Source organism: Nocardioides sp. (assembly GCF_029937575.1).
In the GTDB taxonomy this organism is placed as follows: Bacteria; Actinomycetota; Actinomycetes; order Propionibacteriales; family Nocardioidaceae; genus Nocardioides.
Genome location: NZ_JAPYPS010000014.1, coordinates 56871 through 75582 on the forward strand (window position 1 = coordinate 56871; position 18712 = coordinate 75582).

The 18712-nt window shown below is 70.4% G+C and carries 17 protein-coding genes; 4 read left to right on the forward strand and 13 right to left on the reverse strand.

Annotated elements, in window-relative coordinates:
* Nucleotides 1-34 precede the first annotated feature (34 nt).
* A complete protein-coding gene (locus Q1K33_RS07505; protein WP_300402302.1) occupies nt 35-1231 on the forward strand; it encodes an MFS transporter in 1197 nt (398 codons plus the stop codon).
* A gap of 281 nt (nt 1232-1512) precedes the next feature.
* Here the strand turns inward: Q1K33_RS07505 and Q1K33_RS07510 are convergent, their stop codons facing one another.
* The 10 genes from Q1K33_RS07510 to Q1K33_RS07555 all read right to left on the reverse strand — a co-directional run bounded on the left by Q1K33_RS07510 (nt 1513) and on the right by Q1K33_RS07555 (nt 11251).
* Nucleotides 1513-2055, reverse strand: coding sequence for a hypothetical protein (locus tag Q1K33_RS07510; protein ID WP_300402304.1), 543 nt, complete (start codon nt 2053-2055; stop codon nt 1513-1515).
* Nucleotides 2052-3152, reverse strand: a complete 1101-nt coding sequence (locus tag Q1K33_RS07515) for an MlaD family protein (RefSeq protein ID WP_300402306.1) — start codon at nt 3150-3152, stop codon at nt 2052-2054. The genes Q1K33_RS07510 and Q1K33_RS07515 overlap by 4 nt, the downstream gene beginning before the upstream one ends.
* Nucleotides 3149-4279 (reverse strand): MCE family protein, encoded by a 1131-nt coding sequence (locus Q1K33_RS07520; protein ID WP_300402308.1) that lies wholly within the window; start codon nt 4277-4279, stop codon nt 3149-3151. The genes Q1K33_RS07515 and Q1K33_RS07520 overlap by 4 nt, the downstream gene beginning before the upstream one ends.
* Entirely contained in the window at nt 4276-5331 is a 1056-nt protein-coding gene (locus Q1K33_RS07525) for an MCE family protein (protein ID WP_300402310.1), read from the reverse strand. Before Q1K33_RS07525 ends, Q1K33_RS07520 begins: the two co-directional genes overlap by 4 nt.
* The gene (locus tag Q1K33_RS07530) at nt 5328-6305 is read right to left on the reverse strand and encodes an MCE family protein (protein WP_300402312.1); all 978 of its coding nucleotides are present in this window, start codon (nt 6303-6305) and stop codon (nt 5328-5330) included. Before Q1K33_RS07530 ends, Q1K33_RS07525 begins: the two co-directional genes overlap by 4 nt.
* On the reverse strand, nt 6302-7312 hold the full coding sequence (locus tag Q1K33_RS07535) for an MlaD family protein (RefSeq protein WP_300402314.1): 1011 nt from the start codon (nt 7310-7312) through the stop codon (nt 6302-6304). Before Q1K33_RS07535 ends, Q1K33_RS07530 begins: the two co-directional genes overlap by 4 nt.
* Complete coding sequence (locus Q1K33_RS07540; RefSeq protein WP_300402316.1) at nt 7309-8397, reverse strand: MCE family protein; 1089 nt, start codon at nt 8395-8397, stop codon at nt 7309-7311. The genes Q1K33_RS07535 and Q1K33_RS07540 overlap by 4 nt, the downstream gene beginning before the upstream one ends.
* Before the next feature lie 5 nt (nt 8398-8402).
* Nucleotides 8403-9251, reverse strand: a complete 849-nt coding sequence (locus Q1K33_RS07545) for an ABC transporter permease (protein ID WP_300402318.1) — start codon at nt 9249-9251, stop codon at nt 8403-8405.
* 48 nt (nt 9252-9299) lie between these two features.
* On the reverse strand, nt 9300-10163 hold the full coding sequence (locus Q1K33_RS07550) for an ABC transporter permease (RefSeq protein ID WP_300402320.1): 864 nt from the start codon (nt 10161-10163) through the stop codon (nt 9300-9302).
* A gap of 146 nt (nt 10164-10309) precedes the next feature.
* A complete protein-coding gene (locus Q1K33_RS07555) occupies nt 10310-11251 on the reverse strand; it encodes a DNA-3-methyladenine glycosylase 2 family protein (RefSeq protein WP_300402322.1) in 942 nt (313 codons plus the stop codon).
* A 91-nt stretch (nt 11252-11342) separates the two neighbouring features.
* Between Q1K33_RS07555 and Q1K33_RS07560 the strand changes: the two genes are divergently transcribed.
* Complete coding sequence (locus Q1K33_RS07560) at nt 11343-12128, forward strand: enoyl-CoA hydratase-related protein (RefSeq protein ID WP_300402324.1); 786 nt, start codon at nt 11343-11345, stop codon at nt 12126-12128.
* A gap of 72 nt (nt 12129-12200) precedes the next feature.
* The gene (locus Q1K33_RS07565; RefSeq protein ID WP_300402326.1) at nt 12201-12791 is read left to right on the forward strand and encodes a TetR/AcrR family transcriptional regulator; all 591 of its coding nucleotides are present in this window, start codon (nt 12201-12203) and stop codon (nt 12789-12791) included.
* 22 nt (nt 12792-12813) lie between these two features.
* On the opposite strand, the gene Q1K33_RS07570 is transcribed toward Q1K33_RS07565, so the two are convergent.
* A complete protein-coding gene (locus Q1K33_RS07570) occupies nt 12814-16050 on the reverse strand; it encodes a M36 family metallopeptidase (protein ID WP_300402328.1) in 3237 nt (1078 codons plus the stop codon).
* A gap of 128 nt (nt 16051-16178) precedes the next feature.
* Here Q1K33_RS07570 and Q1K33_RS07575 point away from each other — a divergent pair, with 128 nt between their 5' ends.
* A complete protein-coding gene (locus Q1K33_RS07575; RefSeq protein ID WP_300402330.1) occupies nt 16179-17714 on the forward strand; it encodes an ATP-dependent DNA ligase in 1536 nt (511 codons plus the stop codon).
* A 6-nt stretch (nt 17715-17720) separates the two neighbouring features.
* Here the strand turns inward: Q1K33_RS07575 and Q1K33_RS07580 are convergent, their stop codons facing one another.
* A complete protein-coding gene (locus Q1K33_RS07580; protein WP_300402332.1) occupies nt 17721-18110 on the reverse strand; it encodes a hypothetical protein in 390 nt (129 codons plus the stop codon).
* Nucleotides 18111-18167: 57 nt separating this feature from the next.
* Nucleotides 18168-18712: HNH endonuclease signature motif containing protein (locus Q1K33_RS07585; protein WP_300402334.1), on the reverse strand; the 545-nt coding region annotated here is incomplete at its 5' end.

Consider the following 18712-nt stretch of genomic DNA (forward strand, 5'->3'; position numbering starts at 1 on the left):
CGGCCGAGCCACCGAAGGCGCGTTCAATCGGTCCATGACCCTGATCACCGAGCGCTCGCTCGACGTCGGCTCCGGTCGACGCTGGTCGATGCTCGCAGCGAGCACGCTCGCCCAGGCGTCGACCGCCGTGATGGCGCACGGTCCCGCCTTCCTCATCCCCGCCCTGGTGCAGCAGGAGGGGTTGTCGCTCGCCGAGGCCGGGGTCGTCGCTGCCGCCCCGACACTGGGCGTGATGCTCACCCTCGTCGCGTGGGGCCTGCTCACCGACCGACGTGGCGAACGGTTGGTGCTGCTGACCGGACTCGTGCTCACGTCGCTCGCCGGCCTGGCTGCCGTGGTCTCCCCGGGCGTCGGGTGGCTCAGCCTGGCCCTCTTCCTCGGCGGTGCCGCCGCGGCCAGCAGCAGCGCCGCGAGCGGGCGCGTCGTGGTCGGCTGGTTTCCCCCACGGCGGCGCGGCCTCGCCATGGGGATTCGGCAGATGGCCCAACCGGTCGGCGTCGGCGTCGCGGCGATCTCGATCGCTGTCGTGGCCGATGTGCACGGGATCCACGCCGCGATGTGGGTCCCCACGATCGCGACCGCCCTGGCGGCCGTCCTGGTCTTCGTGGTCGTCCTCGACCCGCCGCGTCCCGACCCGCGTGAGGTGCCGTCGGCCAACCCCTACCGGGGCAGCTCCTTCCTGGCCAGGATCCACGGTGTCTCGGTCCTGCTGGTCGTGCCGCAGTTCGTCGTGTGGACCTTCGCACTCGTCTGGCTCGTGCAGGACCGCGGCTGGTCCCCCGGAGCAGCGGGTGCCCTGGTCGCCCTCGCCCAGGTCGGAGGAGCTCTCGGGCGCATCGCCGCGGGTCAGCTCTCCGACGTCGTCGGGTCGCGGATGCGGCCCCTGCGGTGGGTGGCCACGGCAGCGGCGCTCACGATGGCTGCGCTGGGTGGCGCGGCCGGCCTCGACTGGGCGGTCGCGGTGCCCCTGATCATCCTGGCCACGGTGGTGACGGTGGCCGACAACGGCCTGGCCTTCACCGCGGTGGCCGAGCGGGCCGGCCCGCACTGGTCGGGACGCGCGCTCGGGATCCAGAACACCTCGCAGTTCCTGACCAGCGCCCTGGTCCCGCCCCTGGGCGGGCTCGCCGTCACCCACGGCGGCTACCCGGCGACGTTCGCGCTGGCGGCGCTGTTCCCGATGGTCGCGATCGCGCTGGTCCCGGTCGACCAGGAGCCTGCGTTGAGCTAGCCAGCCGCGACGCGACGAGACGAGAAAAAGAGGACGACCCGCTCAGAGCGCTTCCCCCCGGAAGCGTCGAGCGGGTCGGTCCTTGATTCCCCCCTGGAGACCCGGGCGTCGGCTCCGTCATCCCCCCAGATGCGGGGCCTGCCTCGGGTCAGCGTCCTCGGGGCCTTGCGTCCCCTCCGACAACCACGACACTACGAGCCCCACCGCCACGAACGGGCAACTCCAGATCCACGGTCCGCCCAGGTCTGGGTAACAGACCCGTCCCGGCGCGAGGCAGCCCGCTACTGGGCGAGCAGGTCGTTGACGGCGACCTGGTCGACGAGCCAGCGGCCGTCCTGGCGCACCATCTGCATCGACACGCGCGGCTGGTCGAGCTTGCTGCCCTGCTGCTTGCGCGCGGTGATCTCCTGGTCGACGAAGAGCAGCACCTTCACGTGCGTGGCGTCGATGACCTGCGGGGCCGCGTCCACGACGGTCCCGCTCGCGCTCGCCTTCAACGACCGGATCACCGCGATCGCGTCCTTGCTCGCGCCCGCGAAGTAGGTCTGGAACTGCTCGGTGCCGGCGTCCTCCACCCAGGTGAAGTCCTCCTCGACCGTCGAGAAGTCGTACGTCGTCATCTGCTCGACCGCGGAGCGGGCTGCGGCCTCGGCCTCGGACCCGGCGGCCAGGAGGGTGGCGGCCTCCCCCGCCTCGGCGCCGCCCGAGCCTGCTCGCGTCGAGGCAGGGGCGTCGTCGCGATCCACCCACAGGAGTGCCACGGCGACGAGGGCGGCCGCGAGCGCGACGGCCAGGACGGCCTCCAGGCGACGCGGGCCCGTCATCGCGGCACCGGGCCGGGAGCGTGCGCGGCGCCGCGCTGCAGCGTGCTGAAGGAGGCCGAGCAGCGCCCGGTCGTCACGATGGGACGACGATCGACGTTGCGGGGGCTGCGGCGGCTGATGCCGTAGTCGCAGCGCGGGTCCTTGTCGCCGATGATCTTCAGCCGCAGCCGACCGTTGCGCACCTGGTCGTCGAGGACCGAGAGCCCGGGACCGTAGTTGCGCAGCAGCGCACGCAGGTGGGGGTCGTGGGCGACGATGATGTCGGTGAGGCTCACGCCCACCGAGAGGAAGTCGGGCAGCACCTCACGAGCGTCCTGCACCAGTCCCTCGAGGCGGCGCAGGCGGGCCGGGGTGTCGGCCAGCAGCCGGTCCAGCTCGGGGTCGTAGTCCTCGAGGAACGCCGCGAGCTCGCGAGCGTCGTCGCCCAGGTCCTGCAGCTCGGCGCGATTGTCCGGAGCGATGTCCAGGGCCACGTCGGCGCTCTGCAGGAGCCGGAGAGTCTCGGGATAGACGTCGTCGAGCTCGTCGATCAGCACGCTGCCCTCGTCGACGAGTCGTCCGAGGTCGTCCCCGGTGTCCTCCAGGGCGGTGCTGAGCTCGACGAGCAGGGTGCGCAGCTTGCTGTCGTCGACCTGGCGCAGCACCTCGTTGATCGCCACCACCGTGGACCCCAGGCTCTTCGGGATGTCGGTGGACTCGGCCGTGACCACGCTGCCGTCCTCCAGGTAGGGACCGCTCTGCGAGGTCGGCTGGAAGTCGAGGTACTGCTCGCCGACCGGTGACAGGCTGCGTACCTTCGCGGCCGAGGACGCCGGCACCTGCTCGTCGGAGGTGAGCGAGAGGGTCGCCACCACGCCACGCTCGCCGATCGAGATGTCGGTGACGCGGCCGATCTTGACGCCGCGGTAGGTCACCGCCGAGCCCTCGAAGAGACCTCCGGCCGCCGAGAGCTCCACGGTCACCTCGTCGGGACGGGACAGCAGCGGCTGGTCGAGCACCTCGGCGAAGAGGTAGGCCAGGCCGAGGACGAAGACCAGAGCCACCCCGAGGGCGCTGAGGTAGAGACGAGACGAGAACAGAGCGCGCAGCGTGCTCATCGAGCACCACCTCGGACGAGACCGTCCAGGGTCAGCCCGTCGAGAAGACCTCCCGGCAGGTCGAGCTCGGGCACACCGGGCAGCGGCAGCTCCGGCAGGTCCGGGAGGTCGGGGAGGTCGATCCCCAGCTGCTCGAGGATGCCGGCGAGGTCGGGGGCACCGATCCCGTCGAGTCGTACGGCGAGCGAGATCGAGACGTAGTCGCCGGGCACGATCCCGTCGACGGCGTTGCCGAGCTTGATGAGAGCGTCCAGGGACAGCGGGTACGTCGCCCGGTTGCCGGCGAACTCGGCCAGCACCGGAGTCGCCTGGTCGAGCACGCGCAGGAGGTCCGTGCGGGTACGAGCGACGGTCTCCTCGGCCGCGCCGGAGAATCTCTCGACCTGCTGCAGGAGCGTGGTGAGCCCGGGGGTGTTGCGGCGAAGCACGGCCGCGGCCGGCTCGATCTCCCGCACGGCGCGGTTGATGATCCGCTCCCGCTGCTGGAGGGTCGAGGAGACCGAGACCAGGGAGCGCAGCGCCCGATCGATGTCCTGGGTCGTCGCGTTGGCCTCGACCAGGAAGTCACGCGATCGCTCGAGCAGGGATCGCGCGGTGTCCTCACGACCTCCGAGCACGGTGTTGAGCTCCTCGGTCACCGTCTGCAGGTCGCCGAGTCCGCCGCCGTTGACGAGCAGGCTCGCCTGGGACAGGGCGTCCTCGACCGTCGGCGCCGTCGAGGAGTCCTCCAGGGTGATCAGTGCCCCGTCCGCGAGCGTAGGTCCCTCGCTCGGGTTGGTGACGTCGACGAACAGCTCCCCGAGCGGCGTCGTGTAGCGCAGGCGTGCCGTCGCACCGGCGCGCAGCACCGCGTCGGTGCGCACGAGCATCTCGGCGCGCGCGTGGAAGTCCTCCACGAAGACGTCCTGGACCTTGCCGCTGTCGATGCCGTTGACCTTGACGGTCGCCCCCTGGGCAAGGTTGAGCGCCTCCTGGAACTCGGCGTCCACCCGGATCGTGTCCCCGGACACGCCGGTGCCCGGCAGCGGAAGGTCCCCGAGCGTGGTGCTGCAGGCGGTCAGCGAACCGAGGCCGACGGCGAGCAGGACGGCGACCAGGGCACGGAGGCGGAGGCAGGAGGTCGTCATCGTCGGCCCCCTGACGGCCGATCCGTCGGATCGGTGCCCGAGATGAGGTCGCAGAGCCCCAGCGGCAGGCTCTGGCAGAGCTGGTCGATCTGGTCTCCCAGAGGGAGCAGGGCGGTCGGTGGGACCCGGACCGGGATCCGGTCTCCGTCGACGGCGAGCTGGAGGTTCTCCAGGGCCAGCGGGAAGACCTCCAGGATCTCGGCGAGGTCCCGCTGCCGGCTGAGGATCGTGCGCATCACCTTGCTGCCGCCGTCGACGACCTCCACGATCTCGTCGCGATGGTCCACCGCGAACTCAGCGACCGTGGTGACCGCGTCGTCGAGGGCACGCAGGGCCGCTCGGAAGTCGAGCCTCTCGTCGTCGAGCAGGTCGACTGCTTCGCTCACCTGGCCGATGAACCTGCGCGCCGTCCGGTCGTTGGCCGCGATCGTGGCCACCAGGGTGTCGAGCGAACGGATCGTGGCGCTGAGGTCCTCGCGCTGTCCACTCACGCTGCCCACAGCGTCAGCCAGGTCGGTCACCGTGTCGCTGACCAGCTGGCCACGCCCGTCGAGCGCCCGTGCTCCGGAGTTGATGAGGCGACGGATCGCCTTCTTCGACTTGCCAGAGCCGGCGATGCCGGTGGCGAAGGTGTTGAGGGCACCCAGCACCTGGTCGAAGTCCACCGGGGTGCGGGTGCGCTCGACGGGGATGACGTCTCCGTCACCCAGGGTCGGGCCCGAGTCGCAGACCGGGGTGAGCTCGACGTACCGATCGGTGGCGACCGATCGCGCCACCACGACGGCGCCGACGTCGGCCGGCACGTCGTGCTCGTCGTCGACCTCGAGGGTGACCTTCACCCGCTCACCCTCCGGGTCGATGTCGGTGATCTTCCCGACGGTGACGCCGAGGATCCCCACGTCGTTGCCGACGAAGAGACCCGAGGTGTCGGGGAAGTAGGCCGTCACCGTGATCCGACCACCCCCGACGACGCCGGGCACGCAGCCGCCCGTCAGGACGGACAGCCCGATCAGGGTCGCCACGAGGAGCAGGCGTACGGGGACGCGGTTCATCGGCAACCCTCCAGCTTGCAACGAGCGTCGTCGGCGAGCAGCGCGGGGTCCTCGGCGAACAGGTCGGCATACGGGCCGTTGCCGGTGGCGTTGGCGATGTACCGGAAGGCCGGGGCCATCACCTCCAGCACGTCGCGCAGCTGGTCGTCCTGCTGGTTGAGCGTGTCGAGCGCCTGGTCGAGGTCCTGCAAGGTGGGACCCAGCTCCGCGTCGGTCTGCTCGACGATGGAGCGCAACGCCTTCGAGAGCGACGTCGTCTCGACGAAGAGACGGTGGATCGCCGTACGGCGGGAGGTCACCTCCTCGGCGACCAGGGTGGTCGCCTCCATCAGCTCGACGATGTCTCCCGAGGAGTCGGAGAGCTGGTCGGTCACCCCGCGGGCCGCGCGGAGCAGCTCGGTGGTCTGCGCGGACCGTCGCGTGACGAGCTCGGAGAGCTCGGCCACTCCCTCGAGCGCCGGCCCGACGTCGTCGGCCGACGCACCGAGGGTCTTGCTGGCCTCGCTCAACGCCTCGGCCAGCACGACCGGGTCGAGCTCGGCGAGCTTGGTCGTGCCCTGCTCGAGCACGTCCTGGAGGTTGTAGGGCACCGAGGTGCGCTCCAGGGGGATCCGGCCGCCGGCGAGGTCGCCGCCACCTGCCGGGTCGATCTCCAGGTAGTGCGTCCCCAGCAACGTGGCGACCCGCACCTCGGCGGTCGTCGACGAGCCCAGCTCCATGTCCTGGTCGATCTCGAACGTGACCAGGACCTGACGATCCTGCAGGTCGACGCCGGTGACCTCGCCCACCGACACCCCGTGGACCTGGACGTCCTCGCCGGCCCTCAGGCCCGCGCTGTGCTCGAGCACCGCGGTGTAGGTGCTTCGGCCGAACGAGACCACCGAGAGCACCACGATCAGCGCGAGGAGGAGTCCTCCGACGAGGATGGCAGCGAGACCCACGCGCAGCGGGTCGCGCGACGAGAGGGCCTTCATCGACAGGCCTCCGACCACGGGCCGTCGGGGCCGGCCGGGTTGATCTCCTGGCCACCGACCGACAGGAGCACCGAGCAGGGATAGACGTTGAGCGCACTCTCGTAGGAGCCGGCGCGGCCGAGGGACTCGAAGATGAGGCCGAAGGAGTCGATGGCGTCGTTCAGCTTGCCGCGCGAGGCCGCCACCTGGTCGGCGACCTGGCGGAGCTCGTCCACGGCGTCCACCGCCGGTTGACGGGCGTCACGCAGCAGTCCCGAGGTGGCGCCGACCAGCCTGCTCACGCCGTCGATCGAGGACCCGATGGCCCTGCGGTCGCGCGCGAGCCCGGTCATCAGTGCCTTCAGCTCGGTGATCGTCGAGCTGAGCTCGGTCCCGCGACCGTCGAGGTTCTGCAGCACCGGGGTCAGGTTGGTGAGCACCGCGCCGTACAGCTCGTCGCGCTCGGTCAGGAAGCCGGTCAGCTCGGTCGTCTGCTGCAACAGCTGCTCGACTGTGCCGCCCTCCCCCTGGAGCACCTGGACCATCGAGGTCGCCAGCCGATTGACGTCCTCGGGCTGCAGCACCTCGAACAGCGGACGAAATCCGTTCAGCAGGGCCGTCAGGTCGAAGCCGGGGTCGGTCATGCTCGTCGGGATGCTGGTGCCGGCCTCCAGCTCGCCGCCTCGGTCGTCGTCCTGGACGAGCGCCAGGTATCGCTGGCCCAGGAGGTTCTGGTAGCGCATCACGACGCGGGTCGTGCTCAGGATCGGCTGATCGTCGGAGAGCTCGAAGCCCACGAGTGCGCCCTCGTCGGTGACGTCGATCTCCGCGACCCTGCCGACCCGCACGCCGGCCACCTTGACGTCGTCGCCCACCCGCAGGCCGCTGACGTCGACGAACTCCGCGTCGAAACCCCGTGAGTCCTCGCCGAGCCCGTTCAGCATCGTGTTGACCAGCAGCAGGAGCAGCACCAGGCTCGCTGCCACGAACGCGGCGAACTTGATGCCGATGGCGCCGAGCCCCTTCACGAGCCACCACCCGCCAGGCCCCGCAGGCTCGCTCCCTGCAGCCGCCCGTAGTCGGGTCGGTCCGCGGGCGTGTAGTAGTCGGGCGCGTCGAGCTCGATCGTCCCGTCGGCCTGCAGGAACCCCTCGCGGATCGCGGTGGGCAGCTTGTTGGCGACCGCGATGTTGGTGGAGATCGCGTCGGTGATCCCGGCCTTGCGGTTGTCGAAGAGGATGTCGAGCAGGACGGCGCCGTTCTCGAGCATCCGGACGAGCTGACGCGTGTTGTCGTCCAGGAGCCGTTGGCCGGTGCGGGTCAGGGTCGTTCCGCCGGTGATCAGCGCCGTGATGGAGGCGCGCTGCTCGACGATGGTGTCGAGCGTGACGAGACCGTCCTGCGTGGCGTCCAGGAAGTCGGGAGCCAGGTCGTCGACGAGCTCCAGGTTGTCGGCGAGCTTGCCGAGGTCCGAGCGGACCAGGGGCAGCTGCGGAGTGAGCCGGGCGAGGTAGCCGTCGGCGAGGTCGATGATCCGGCCGATCTCCTCGCCGCGACCCTCGAGGGCCTGGGCCGCCGACGAGATCGCCGAGGCGAGCTCGGCCGGCCCCAGCGCCGTGACCAACCGGTCGATGTCGTCGAGGGCCTGCTGGAGCTCGAGGGTGTCCTGGTCGAGGTCGGCGGGGATCTCGGCGCCCTCCTGCAGCATCGTGGCGGAGGGGCCGCCGTGCACGACGAGGTCGACGAACGTCGTGCCGAAGACCGTGGCCGGCAGGATCCGGGCGACGACGTTGTCGGGCACGTCGCCGAGCGAGTCGGGGTCCATGGCCAGGCCCAGCCGCACGTTGCCGGTCTCGCTGCGCGCGATCTCGGAGACGCGGCCCACGATGACGCCGGCGATCTTCACGTCCGAGCCAGGGCGCAGGGCGCCTCCGGCGTTGCGGACCTCCGCCGACACCTCGGGGTCGCCCCCCAGGCCACCGGTGGTGCGCAGGTAGGCGAGCACGAGCAGCAGCACGAGGCCGAGCGTGACGCCCATCCCGCGCCTGGCGAGGTCGATGCGCCGCAGCTCGCGCCGTGGCGCGTTGCGACGTCGTCCGGGGATCAGTGCCATGTCGTCTACCCCGAGACCCGGAAACCGGGGTCGCCACCCCAGAAGATGAGGGTGAGGATCATGTCGAGCACCACGACCACGACGATGCTGGCTCGGATCGCCGCACCCGTCGCCTCACCGACCGACTGGGGACCCCCGGTGACCTTGAAGCCGTACCAGCAGTGGATGAGAGTCACCGCGATCGCGAAGATCAGGATCTTGACCACCGACAGGAAGACGTCGCGCCCCTGGATGAACGTCGAGAAGTAGTGGTCGTACTGCCCTGCGGACTGGCCGAAGAGCACGACGACGGAGACCTGCGAGGCGACGTAGGAACCGATCAGACCGATCAGGTAGAGCGGCAGGATGGCGATCATGCAGGCGACCACCCGGGTCGTCACCAGGTAGCGCATCGGGCTGACCGCCATCACCTCGAGCGCGTCGACCTCCTCGTGGATCTTCATCGAGCCCAGCTGCGCGGTGAAGCGGCACCCCACTTGCGAGGCGAGGGCCAGTGCGGCGATCAGCGGCGCCAGCTCGCGGGTGTTGGCACTGGCGGAGATGAAGCCGGTCAGCGGCGCCAGACCCACCAGCTCGAGGCCGTTGAAGCCCTCGATGCCCAGCGAGGTGCCGGCCGAGATCGAGAGCAGGATCATCACGCCGATGGTCCCGCCACCCACGACGAGCGCGCCGCTCCCCCAGGCGATGTCCTTGAGCTGGCGCAGCATCTCGGCCGGGTAGAGCCGCAGCGTGGACGGGACGTTCTTCAGGGTGGTCGCGGCGAACGAGGCGAAGGAGCCCAGCGACGCGAAGGCCTCGAGGAAACCGTCGGTGGTGCCGATGACGAGGTTGCCTGCGCGGCGTCCGGTCTTCATGCGATTCCCCCGGTCATGCGATTCCCCCGGTCATGCGATTCCCCCGGTTCATGCGATTCCTTGGGGCACGAGCATCACGTAGGCCTGCGTGATGGCGACGTTGATGACGGCCAGCAGGATGACGCTGAGCACGACAGCCTGGTTGACGGCATCGGCAACGCCCTTGGGTCCGCCGGAGGCGCTCAGCCCCTTGTGCGCGGCCACGATGGTGGCCACGAAGCCGAAGATGAGGGCCTTGAACTCCGCCAGGAAGAGGTCGGTGGGCTGGCTGAAGCTGACGAAGGAGTCCAGGTAGGCGCCGGCCGAGATGGAGCCGTTGCCCACGTTGAGGACGAAGGCGGTCACCATCGCCGTCATCGCCACGATCACCGTGAGCAGCAGGGAGACGACCAGCGCCGCGACGACGCGCGGCGCGACCAGGCGCTGGACGGGGTTGATGCCCATCACCTTGAGTGCGTCGATCTCCTCGCGCACGGTCCGGGCCCCCAGGTCGGAGCAGATCGCCGACCCGACGGCCCCGGCGATCATCAACGACACCACCAGGGGCGCTCCCTGGCGCAGCACACCGATGCCGTTGACGGCGCCGCTGAACGACGTCGCTCCGATCTGACCGGCCACGGCTCCGATCTGGACCGAGGTGATGACGCCGAAGGGGATGGCGACCAGGATCGTCGGAAGCAGCGAGACGCGAGTCATGAACCACGCCTGGAGCAGGAACTCCGACCAGGAGAAGCGCCGCGCGGCGATGTCGGAGACGGCAGCGACCGACGCCTCGATGCCGAGCACGACGATCTTGCCGGTGGTGACCACGCCGTCTCGCGCCCGGCCGCCGAACGAGCCGAGGCCCGCGCGCGAGCCCGCAGCGATCACGCTGAGGGCAGGGCGCGGTGAGGCTTCGGACGTGGGTCCCATGAGTCCCTCGTGTCGGTGGTCTGTGCGGCGGGGAGCAGGAGTAACTGTTACTGGGTGTAACAGGTATCACATCGAGGGGGCGGCCGGGAGAGGTCGACGTCACAAACTTTGGGTATGTCGACCTCGTGAGACCCTGCGCAGGCAGGTCAGCGGATCCTGCCCGGCAGGTGGGTGCGAGGCGCCATCCGCGGACCGTGGCGAGGGCGGTGCAGCCCGCCCGCCGCCACGAGGGCAGGCACCCGGCCGCGCTGCGGTCGGTAGGGCTCGAGGTAGTCAGCCAGCTCGTCGTCGTCGAAGGGCGTGCCGGTCAGGGCCCACCCGACGTCCTTGGCCACGTGGTAGTCGCCGAACGAGACGGCATCGGGGTCGCCGAACGCCCGGGACCTCACCTCCGCACTGGTCCACACCCCCACGCCGGGCAGGCTCCGCATCCGGCGGTCGGCCTCCTCGGGGACAACCGAGGCGAGCCGCTCCAACGTCTCGGCCACGCGAGCGACGCTCACGACCGTGCGGGACCGGGCCGGGTCGATGTGCATCCGCAGCCACTCCCACGACGGCACGGACCTGAGGCTCGCCGCATCGGGCTGCACCCACAGCTTCAGGTCGGCTCCCGGCCCGGGCGCGCGCTCGCCGTACCGGTGCACGAGCATCCGGAAGCCGGCGAACGCCTCCTGTCCGGTGACCTTCTGCTCGATGATCGCCGGCACCAGTGCCTCCATGACCAGACCGCTGCGGCCCAGACGGAGGTCGGGATGGTGGCGCCAGACCTCCGCGAGAAGCGGGTGACGCGGCTCGAAGCCCTCCCAGCTGTCGCTCGCTCCCAGAAGGTCGGGCACCGACGCCAGCGCCCACTGGGCGCCGCTCCCCCACGCCTCGGCGTGCACCTCGCCGTCGCGTGGCCGGGCAGCGACGGCGAGGGTCGCCGTGCCGTCGGGGGTGCGCAGTCCGCGCCAGATCCGGTCCGTGCCGGCCGCCGACTCGCGCCGGTACGTCGGGTCGCCGCCACCGTGGCGGTGCTGGGCGAGCATCGCCGCGACCTGGCACGGCCAGTCCGGACGCCACACCCGCGTGGCACCGGTCGAGGTCATGCCGCGATCGTAGTGACGGGTCCCGACAGGAACCGTCGGGACCCGCCTGGACAACGAGAACACGTTCTAGTTGGGTGGCTACCCTGCTGCCATGACGTTGCAGATCTCCGACGGCTCCCGAGTCCGCACACTGACCCTGGACCGGCCCGATGCCCTCAACGCCTTCAACGAGGCCTTGTACGACGCCACGGCGCAGGCGCTCCTCGACGCCGCCGGGGACCCGACGGTCGCGGTGGTGCTGCTGACCGGCAACGGCCGCGCGTTCAGTGCCGGGACCGACCTGCTGGAGATGCACCAGCTCGCCACCGACCCCGACTTCGAGCGAGGCACGCACGGGTTCCTCGGCCTCCTCGACGCGCTCGTCGCCTTCCCCAAGCCGCTGATCTGCGCGGTCAACGGGCTCGGCCTGGGCATCGGCGCCACGGTCCTGGGCTTCGCCGACCTGGCCTTCATGTCGTCGACGGCGCGCCTGAAGTGCCCCTTCACCAGCCTCGGCGTCGCCCCCGAAGCGGCATCGTCGTACCTGATGCCGCTGCTGCTCGGGCGCCAGAACGCCGCCTGGCTGCTCCTGTCCGCCGAGTGGGTCGACGCCGAGCAGGCACGCGAGATGGGCCTGGTGTGGCGGGTCTGCGAGCCGGACGACCTGCTGGCCGAGGCGCGGCGCCACGCAGAGGTGCTGGCCGCACGGCCCATCTCGTCACTGGTGGCGGTCAAGCGAACGATGACCGAGCCGCTGAGGTCCGAGATCGCCGCGGCCCGAGAACGCGAGAACGCGGCCTTCGCCGAGCTGATGGGCGGCCCGGCCAACCTCGAGGCGCTGGCCGCCTTCGCCGAGGGACGCGAGGCCGACTTCACTGCCCTGCCGCCCGGTTGGTGAGCGCGACCCGCCCGCGATGCCTATAGTGCTTCGTGTTGGAACGAATCGATTTCATGGGGAGACGAGAAGGCGATGAGCAGCACCGTGCCCGTCGAGCGGCGCGCGCGACTCGACCACGAGACGGTCGTGCTCGCGGCCGAGGCACTCGTCGACCGCGAGGGCTACGACACCCTCTCGATGACCCTGCTGGCCGCCGAGCTCGACACGCGGGTCTCCTCGCTCTACAACCACGTGGCCAACCTGGAGGACCTGCGCGCCGAGATCCAGGTGCGGGCGATGGCCCTGATGGGCCGCCACGTCCAGCGTGCCGCCATGGGCCGCGCCGGCGCCGACGGGATCGAGGCGCTCTGCTACCAGCTGCGCGACTTCGCACGCACCTACCCGCAGCGCTACGCCGCGATCACCCGCGCACCGATCGACCGGGACGGCTTCTTCGACGCTGCCGGTGAGGTGATCGAGGCCTTGGGCGTGATGGTCCGCTCCACGGGCCTGCCCGAGGACGACATCCTCTCGACGGGCATGGCCGTCTTCAGTGCCGTGCACGGCTTCGTCTCGCTCGAGGTCAGCGGCTACTTCGGCGGGATCGACGACCTCGAGCGCGTCTTCGAGCAGGTGGTGCGGGGAGCCGTCGCCGCTGTCGTGCTCGACTCCCCGCCCACCTGACCCTGCTGGGTCAGCGCCTGGGTCAGCGGGGCTCGGTGACCTTCAGGTCGAAGCTCGCCCCGGCGCCGTACAGGAGCAGGAAGCCGCTGTAGACCGCCCCGGGCGGGATCGTGATGGTCTCCCCGCTGAGGGCGAAGCCGCCGCCGGACATCGGCGCGCAGTCCTCGTCGTAGAAGTAGAGCATGAACTCGCCGATCGGCACCGACACGTCCAGCGTGGCCGCGTGCCGTCCGTCGCCGGCTCCCTTGGGCAGTCGGTGCATGAAGGCGTCGACGCCGTTGGCCGTCGGCAGGCCGGGGCACGTCCAGCTCAGCTCCGTCACGCCGGGGCGGTAGGGGTCGAGGCCCAGCAGGGAGCCCTGCGCGATGTTGCCGACCGTGGCGGACCCGGACAGGGTGACCGGCTTGTCAGGCTTGGGCAGCTTGGGCTTGATGCCGTTGGCCTTGCCGAACACCTGGACCTCGGACACGATCGCGGTCGTCGTGATGCCGCTGTCGCCGAACGTCTTGACGGGTACGGCGCGGACGAACCTGGCCTTCACGGACTTCTTCAGCCGGTAGGTCTTGAGGTTGAGGTCAGGGGCCGCGGGTCGCGGCTGGATGAACCTGAAGGAGGCGACCTTGGCGGTCTTCCACTTCTTGCCGTTCATGGAGGTCTGGACCTTGACCTTCTTGGCCGCCGAGAAGCGTGGCAGCCCGATCGGCTTGAGCACGCTGACCGCCACCTGGTCGATCTTCGACTTCTTCTTGAGCTTCACGGTCGCGGACCGGGCCTTGGCCTTGTTGTAGGCCTTGCCCACGGACGCGGTCTGCCACGACGTCGTCTCGGTGTCGTCGAAGGCGTTGGCCGCAGGCAGCGCGGCCATCTCGCTCGTGGTGCCGACGACCTTGGCGCCCGAGAAGCCCGAGGCCAGGTTGGGTCGCAGCTTGATCGTCCTCCGGAGCGTCTTGCCCTTGCTGATCGGCACCCGGAAGCACTGGATGCCGTAGCCGGGAGCCTGGATGGTGAGGGTGTAGGTCCCGGCCGCGAACGCTGCGCTGCCGCGCCCCGACTTGTTGGTGGTGAAGATCGGGGTCGTCCGGCCCTCGAACAGGCCACCGAGCACCCGGGCCCCCTTGACCGGTCCACCGGCCGAGGCGTTGACGAGCTTGAGCGACAGCTTGCCGTTGAGCGACTTCCTCGGCACGTCGAAGCCCGGCTTGGGGGTGGTGTCGTTCTCACCATCCGTCTTCGCCGAAGCGCCGAACCCTCGCTCGGCGAAGGCGTCCCAGATCAGGTCGGTGTACTTCTTCTTGTAGCGCAGCTCGCCGGCCTTCACGATCGCGTCGCGCATGTCGAGCATCGAGGGACTCGGCGGCGAGATCGGCATCGCGTCCATCACCAGGTGCTCGGCGATGTCGGAAGCCTTCTTCTGGTTGCCACCCACCGTCTTCAGGATCTGCGTGCGCAGGGTCCACAGCGCCGCAGTCCAGATCTCGCCGTCGGAGTGCACCTCGGGACCGCTCATGTCGTAGCCGTAGTCGCCGTACGTCGCCGGGCTCTTGGCGTAGTTCCAGTTGCGGATGCCCCGGTCCTGGTCCCCGACGTACGCCGCCACGACCGCGGTGCGGGTCAGGCCGCGACGGAAGAGGTCGTTCATGGCGAACCAGTCGCCCCAGCCCTCGCCCATGGCGCCGGACTGCGTGCCACCGAGTGAGCCGAGACCGCCACCGCCGACGTAGCGGTTGGAGAGTCCGTGGCTGTACTCGTGCTGGATGATCGAGGCGTCGAAGTCGCCGTCGGCGATGGGCCCCTCGAAGATGTCGTCGACGAACTCCCACAGGTACATGTTGGTGAACCCGGGGATGCCGTCGGGCAGGGTCAGCATGTTGGCGTTGTTGCGGCCCAGCGGCAGCACGGCCTCGGTGAGGTTCAGGGCCCCGGACTGGGCGCCACCGAAGATCGGGTCGGCCGGCAGGCCCGTCGTACCGGGCTTGTTGACGAGCTGGAAGTTGCCCCCGCTCTCGGTGAAGCCGAACTCGTAGTACTCGTCGTGGATCCGGTTGTGGTGGTAGAAGAGGTTGGTGGCCGCGGCGTTGGCGTCCGGCTGGTACCCGGTGAGCGAGCCGCCGGACTTCTGCCAGCTGTTCTTGAAGTCGTAGCGGAACGACCCGTCGAGAGCGATCGGCCGGTTGTACTGGTCGACCGCGACGAGCGGCACCGTCCACGCGATCGCGGTGTTGGCGTTGTTGCCAAGGGTGGTGATGCCCGGGAGACCCACCAGTCCGGTCGGGTCGAGCCAGCCTCCGGGCGACTGCTGCGTGGGTCCGAAGCTCTTCGTGACCAGCTTGCCGCCCTTCGCGGCGCCCGGGTAGTTCTCGAAGACGTCGCCCTCGGACTCGTGGGCGACCAGCGACTTGCGGAAGAGCGGGTCACCGGTCGCGGCATCCACGATGGTCACCCACGCCTCGTCCAGACCCCTGATCGCCAGCACGGCGTAGGCCGCTCGCCCACCGTCGGCGGTGGGGAACGCGATCTTGCGGACAAGCTGGTTGGGGCCGAGCACGCTGCCGGCGAAGACCTGGTAGCCCCCCATCACCTCTCCGGTGGCCTTGGCGAGGAACCCGGACCCGGGCACGAGGGTGTCGATGACCGAGGTCAGCGCCTCGGCCGCAGTCAGGTCGAAGCTGCCAAGCAGCTTGCTGGTGCGGACCGGGTCGCCCGAGTAGGACACGACCCGGCCGGCGCGGTCGACCACGACGGTGAGGATGCCGCCGATGCCGGCGCTGAAGCCGCCGAAGCTCTGGGAGAAGCTGAGCACTGTCGCCTTGATGCCGGGCAGCTCGTGGTTGCGCTCGACGCTGAGCGCCGCCATGTCCTGGGCCGTCAGCCCGAACAGGGTCGAGTTGTCGCGCAGCCACGCCTTCGCGATGGCGAGGGGTGCACCCGACGTCGGGCCGGTCAGCGCGCCGCCGGCGACCGAGACCGTGCGCGGCGTGCCACTGCGGTTCCAGGTGGCCGTGGCGCGCGAGATCCTGGCCAGCGCCTGCTTCTGGGCGAGCGTCGGGAGGACCGTCGCAAGCGCCTCGCGGGAGTCGAACGCCATGTCCGCGAGGCCGTCGCCCGCAGGCGGCACGGCGGTGTCGGAACCTCCCAGCAGGGCGGGGCGGGTCGGCGTGGGGGCCGACGTCTGAGCCACTGCGCCCGTCTGGGCCAGGGTGGGGAGGGCCAGTGCTGCTACCGACAGGACTGCTGCGGCGGAGAGTCTCGAGCGGATCACGGGTTACCTGTCATCTCGGGGCTTGGGTGGGGTGTCGCGTGGGAGAAGCGGGGAGCAAGGGGTGATCACCCCTCTTAGGTGCTCAACGACGTCGTACCGCTGGGGGTACGGCCGTGTTGAATACAGCCATGTTGCTTCTCGACGTCGTGCACGTGTCGGCAGCCGTCGCCGCGACGCGTTCCCGCAAGGCGAAGGTCGCCGCCATCGCCGACCTGCTGGCCCGAGCCCGCGACGACCAGGACCCGGATGCCGCGGTGGAGACGGTGGTGGCGTTCATCGGTGGGTCACTGCGCCAGCGCCGGACGGGTCTGGGATGGAGGGGACTCTCCGCGTTGCCGGCGCCCACTGATGAAGCAAGCCTGACAGTGGCCGGTGTCGACGCCGCTTTCGAGGCGTTGGCGGCGATGTCGGGGCCCGGGTCGCAGGCGGCTCGAGCCGAGGCGGTGGCCTCGCTCTTCGCTGCTGCCACAGCGGAGGAGCAGCCGTGGATGCGCGGCCTGGTGACCGGCGAGGTGCGCCAGGGTGCCTCCGACGCACTCGTCCAGGAGGCGTTGGCGGTGGTCGCGGAGGTGCCGGTGACGGCCGTACGCCGCGCTGCGATGCTGGCGGGATCGACGCTGCCGGTGGTGCGACCTGCCTTCGACGGCGGGGTGACGGCGTTGCAGGAGATCGGACTCGAGGTCGGGCGCCCGGTCCTGCCGATGCTTGCCTCCTCGGCCAAGACGATCGGCGAGGCACTGTCGAAGGCGGGCGGAGCGGACGGCGGTGCCGTCGCGGTGGACACCAAGCTGGACGGCATCCGGGTCCAGGTCCACCGCAGCGGCGACGACGTGCTGGTGGTGACACGGAGCCTCGACGACATCACCGAGCGTCTGCCGGAGGTCGTGGCGGTGGCCCGAGGCCTGGCAGCCGACTCGTTCGTGCTGGACGGCGAGGCGCTCGCGCTCGGTCCCGACCGGCGACCGCTCCCGTTCCAGGAGACGTCGTCACGCACGGCGCTGCAGCAGAAGTCGGACGTCGTGGTGACGCCGTACTTCTTCGACGTGCTGCACCTCGACGGCCACGACCTGCTCGACTCCCCCGGCCACGAACGCGCCGCCGCGCTCGAGGCCCTGGTGCCCGAGCAGCACCGGGTCGCCCGACTCGTCACGTCCGACGTCGAGCAGGCCGAGACCTTCGCGGCGGCGGCCATCACTGCCGGCCACGAGGGCGTGGTGGTGAAGGGCCTGTCCGCGCCGTACGCCGCCGGACGCCGGGGCGCGGCTTGGGTCAAGGTCAAGCCGGTGCACACCCTGGACCTCGTCGTGCTCGCCGTCGAGTGGGGCTCGGGCCGGCGCCGGGGTTGGCTGTCCAACCTCCACCTCGGTGCTCGCGACCCGGAGCGGCCCGGTGAGCTCGTGATGCTGGGCAAGACCTTCAAGGGCATGACCGACGAGATGCTCGCCTGGCAGACCGAGCGCTTCCAGCAGCTCGAGACCTCGCGCACTGACTGGGTGGTGACGGTGCGCCCCGAGCAGGTCGTCGAGGTCGCGTTCGACGGTGTCCAGCGATCACCGCGCTACCCGGGCGGCGTAGCGCTGCGCTTTGCCCGAGTGGTGCGGTACCGCGACGACAAGAGCGCCGACGAGGCGGACACGATCGAGACGGTTCGCGGCTTTCTCTGAGGCCGGTCAGAGCTCGCGCCGCAGCCAGTCCTGGACGCTCGCGACACGCTGGACGACCGGGTGGAAGTGAAAGACGCTCTCGTGCTGGATCTCCCCCACCACGACGACGTGGCGCAGCTCGCCCCGACACGCGCGGGCAAGTGCCGCCCCCAGCTCGACGTACATCCCCCGCCCCTCGTGCGCGGAAGCGACGACCACGACCGCGTCGGCGGCCAGGACGGCGTCGAGATCCTCCTCGGCAAGGGCAGCCGACTCCACGGGGCCAGGTGCGTCCTCGGTGAGGGAGGTGTCCTGCGTCCAGTCGAGGACCAGCTCGTGTCCGGCTGCGACGACTGCCTCCTGGACCCCCCTCACCGTCGCGATGTCGGCCACCGGTCCCGCCACGTAGATCCTCATGAACCGAGACTCCCAGGCAGGAGCGGGACCCCGTCCGACCGGTCGTGGTCGTGGTGGTCAGGGCCCGGCTCTGGGTCGTTGTCGGATCCATTGGTCGGGTGGTGGGTGGTGGGGTCTGCGGGGTGGTGGTCGGAACTCGGGTCGGGCGTCTGTGGCGAGGCGGACCTGCCAGGTGGTGTCGTGGATGGTGCGGTGGTGGTGGCCGCAGAGCATGACGAGGTTGTTCAGACTGGTGGGTCCTCCGTCGGCCCAGTGGCGGATGTGGTGCGCGTGGCACATCACTGGTGGGCGGGTACAGCCCGGGAACGCACAGTGGCGGTCGCGGGCGATGAGGGCCAGCCAGATCGCGGTGGTGACCAGGCGTTGGGTGCGTCCGACGTCGAGGGGTTGGCCGTGGGTGCCGAGACAGATGGGGAGGATGTCGGCATCGCAGGCCAGGCGGCGGACCGCGGCGTGGGAGAGGCGGAGCCCGTCGTCGGTCATCGCCGGCTGCCCGGTGTCGTCGGAGTCCTGTTGAAGGGATTCGAGGTCGATGAACACGCCCACCCTGGGGCGGGCGCCGTGGGACTCGGGTTGGGCCTCGGTGTCGAGGGAGTGTTGGG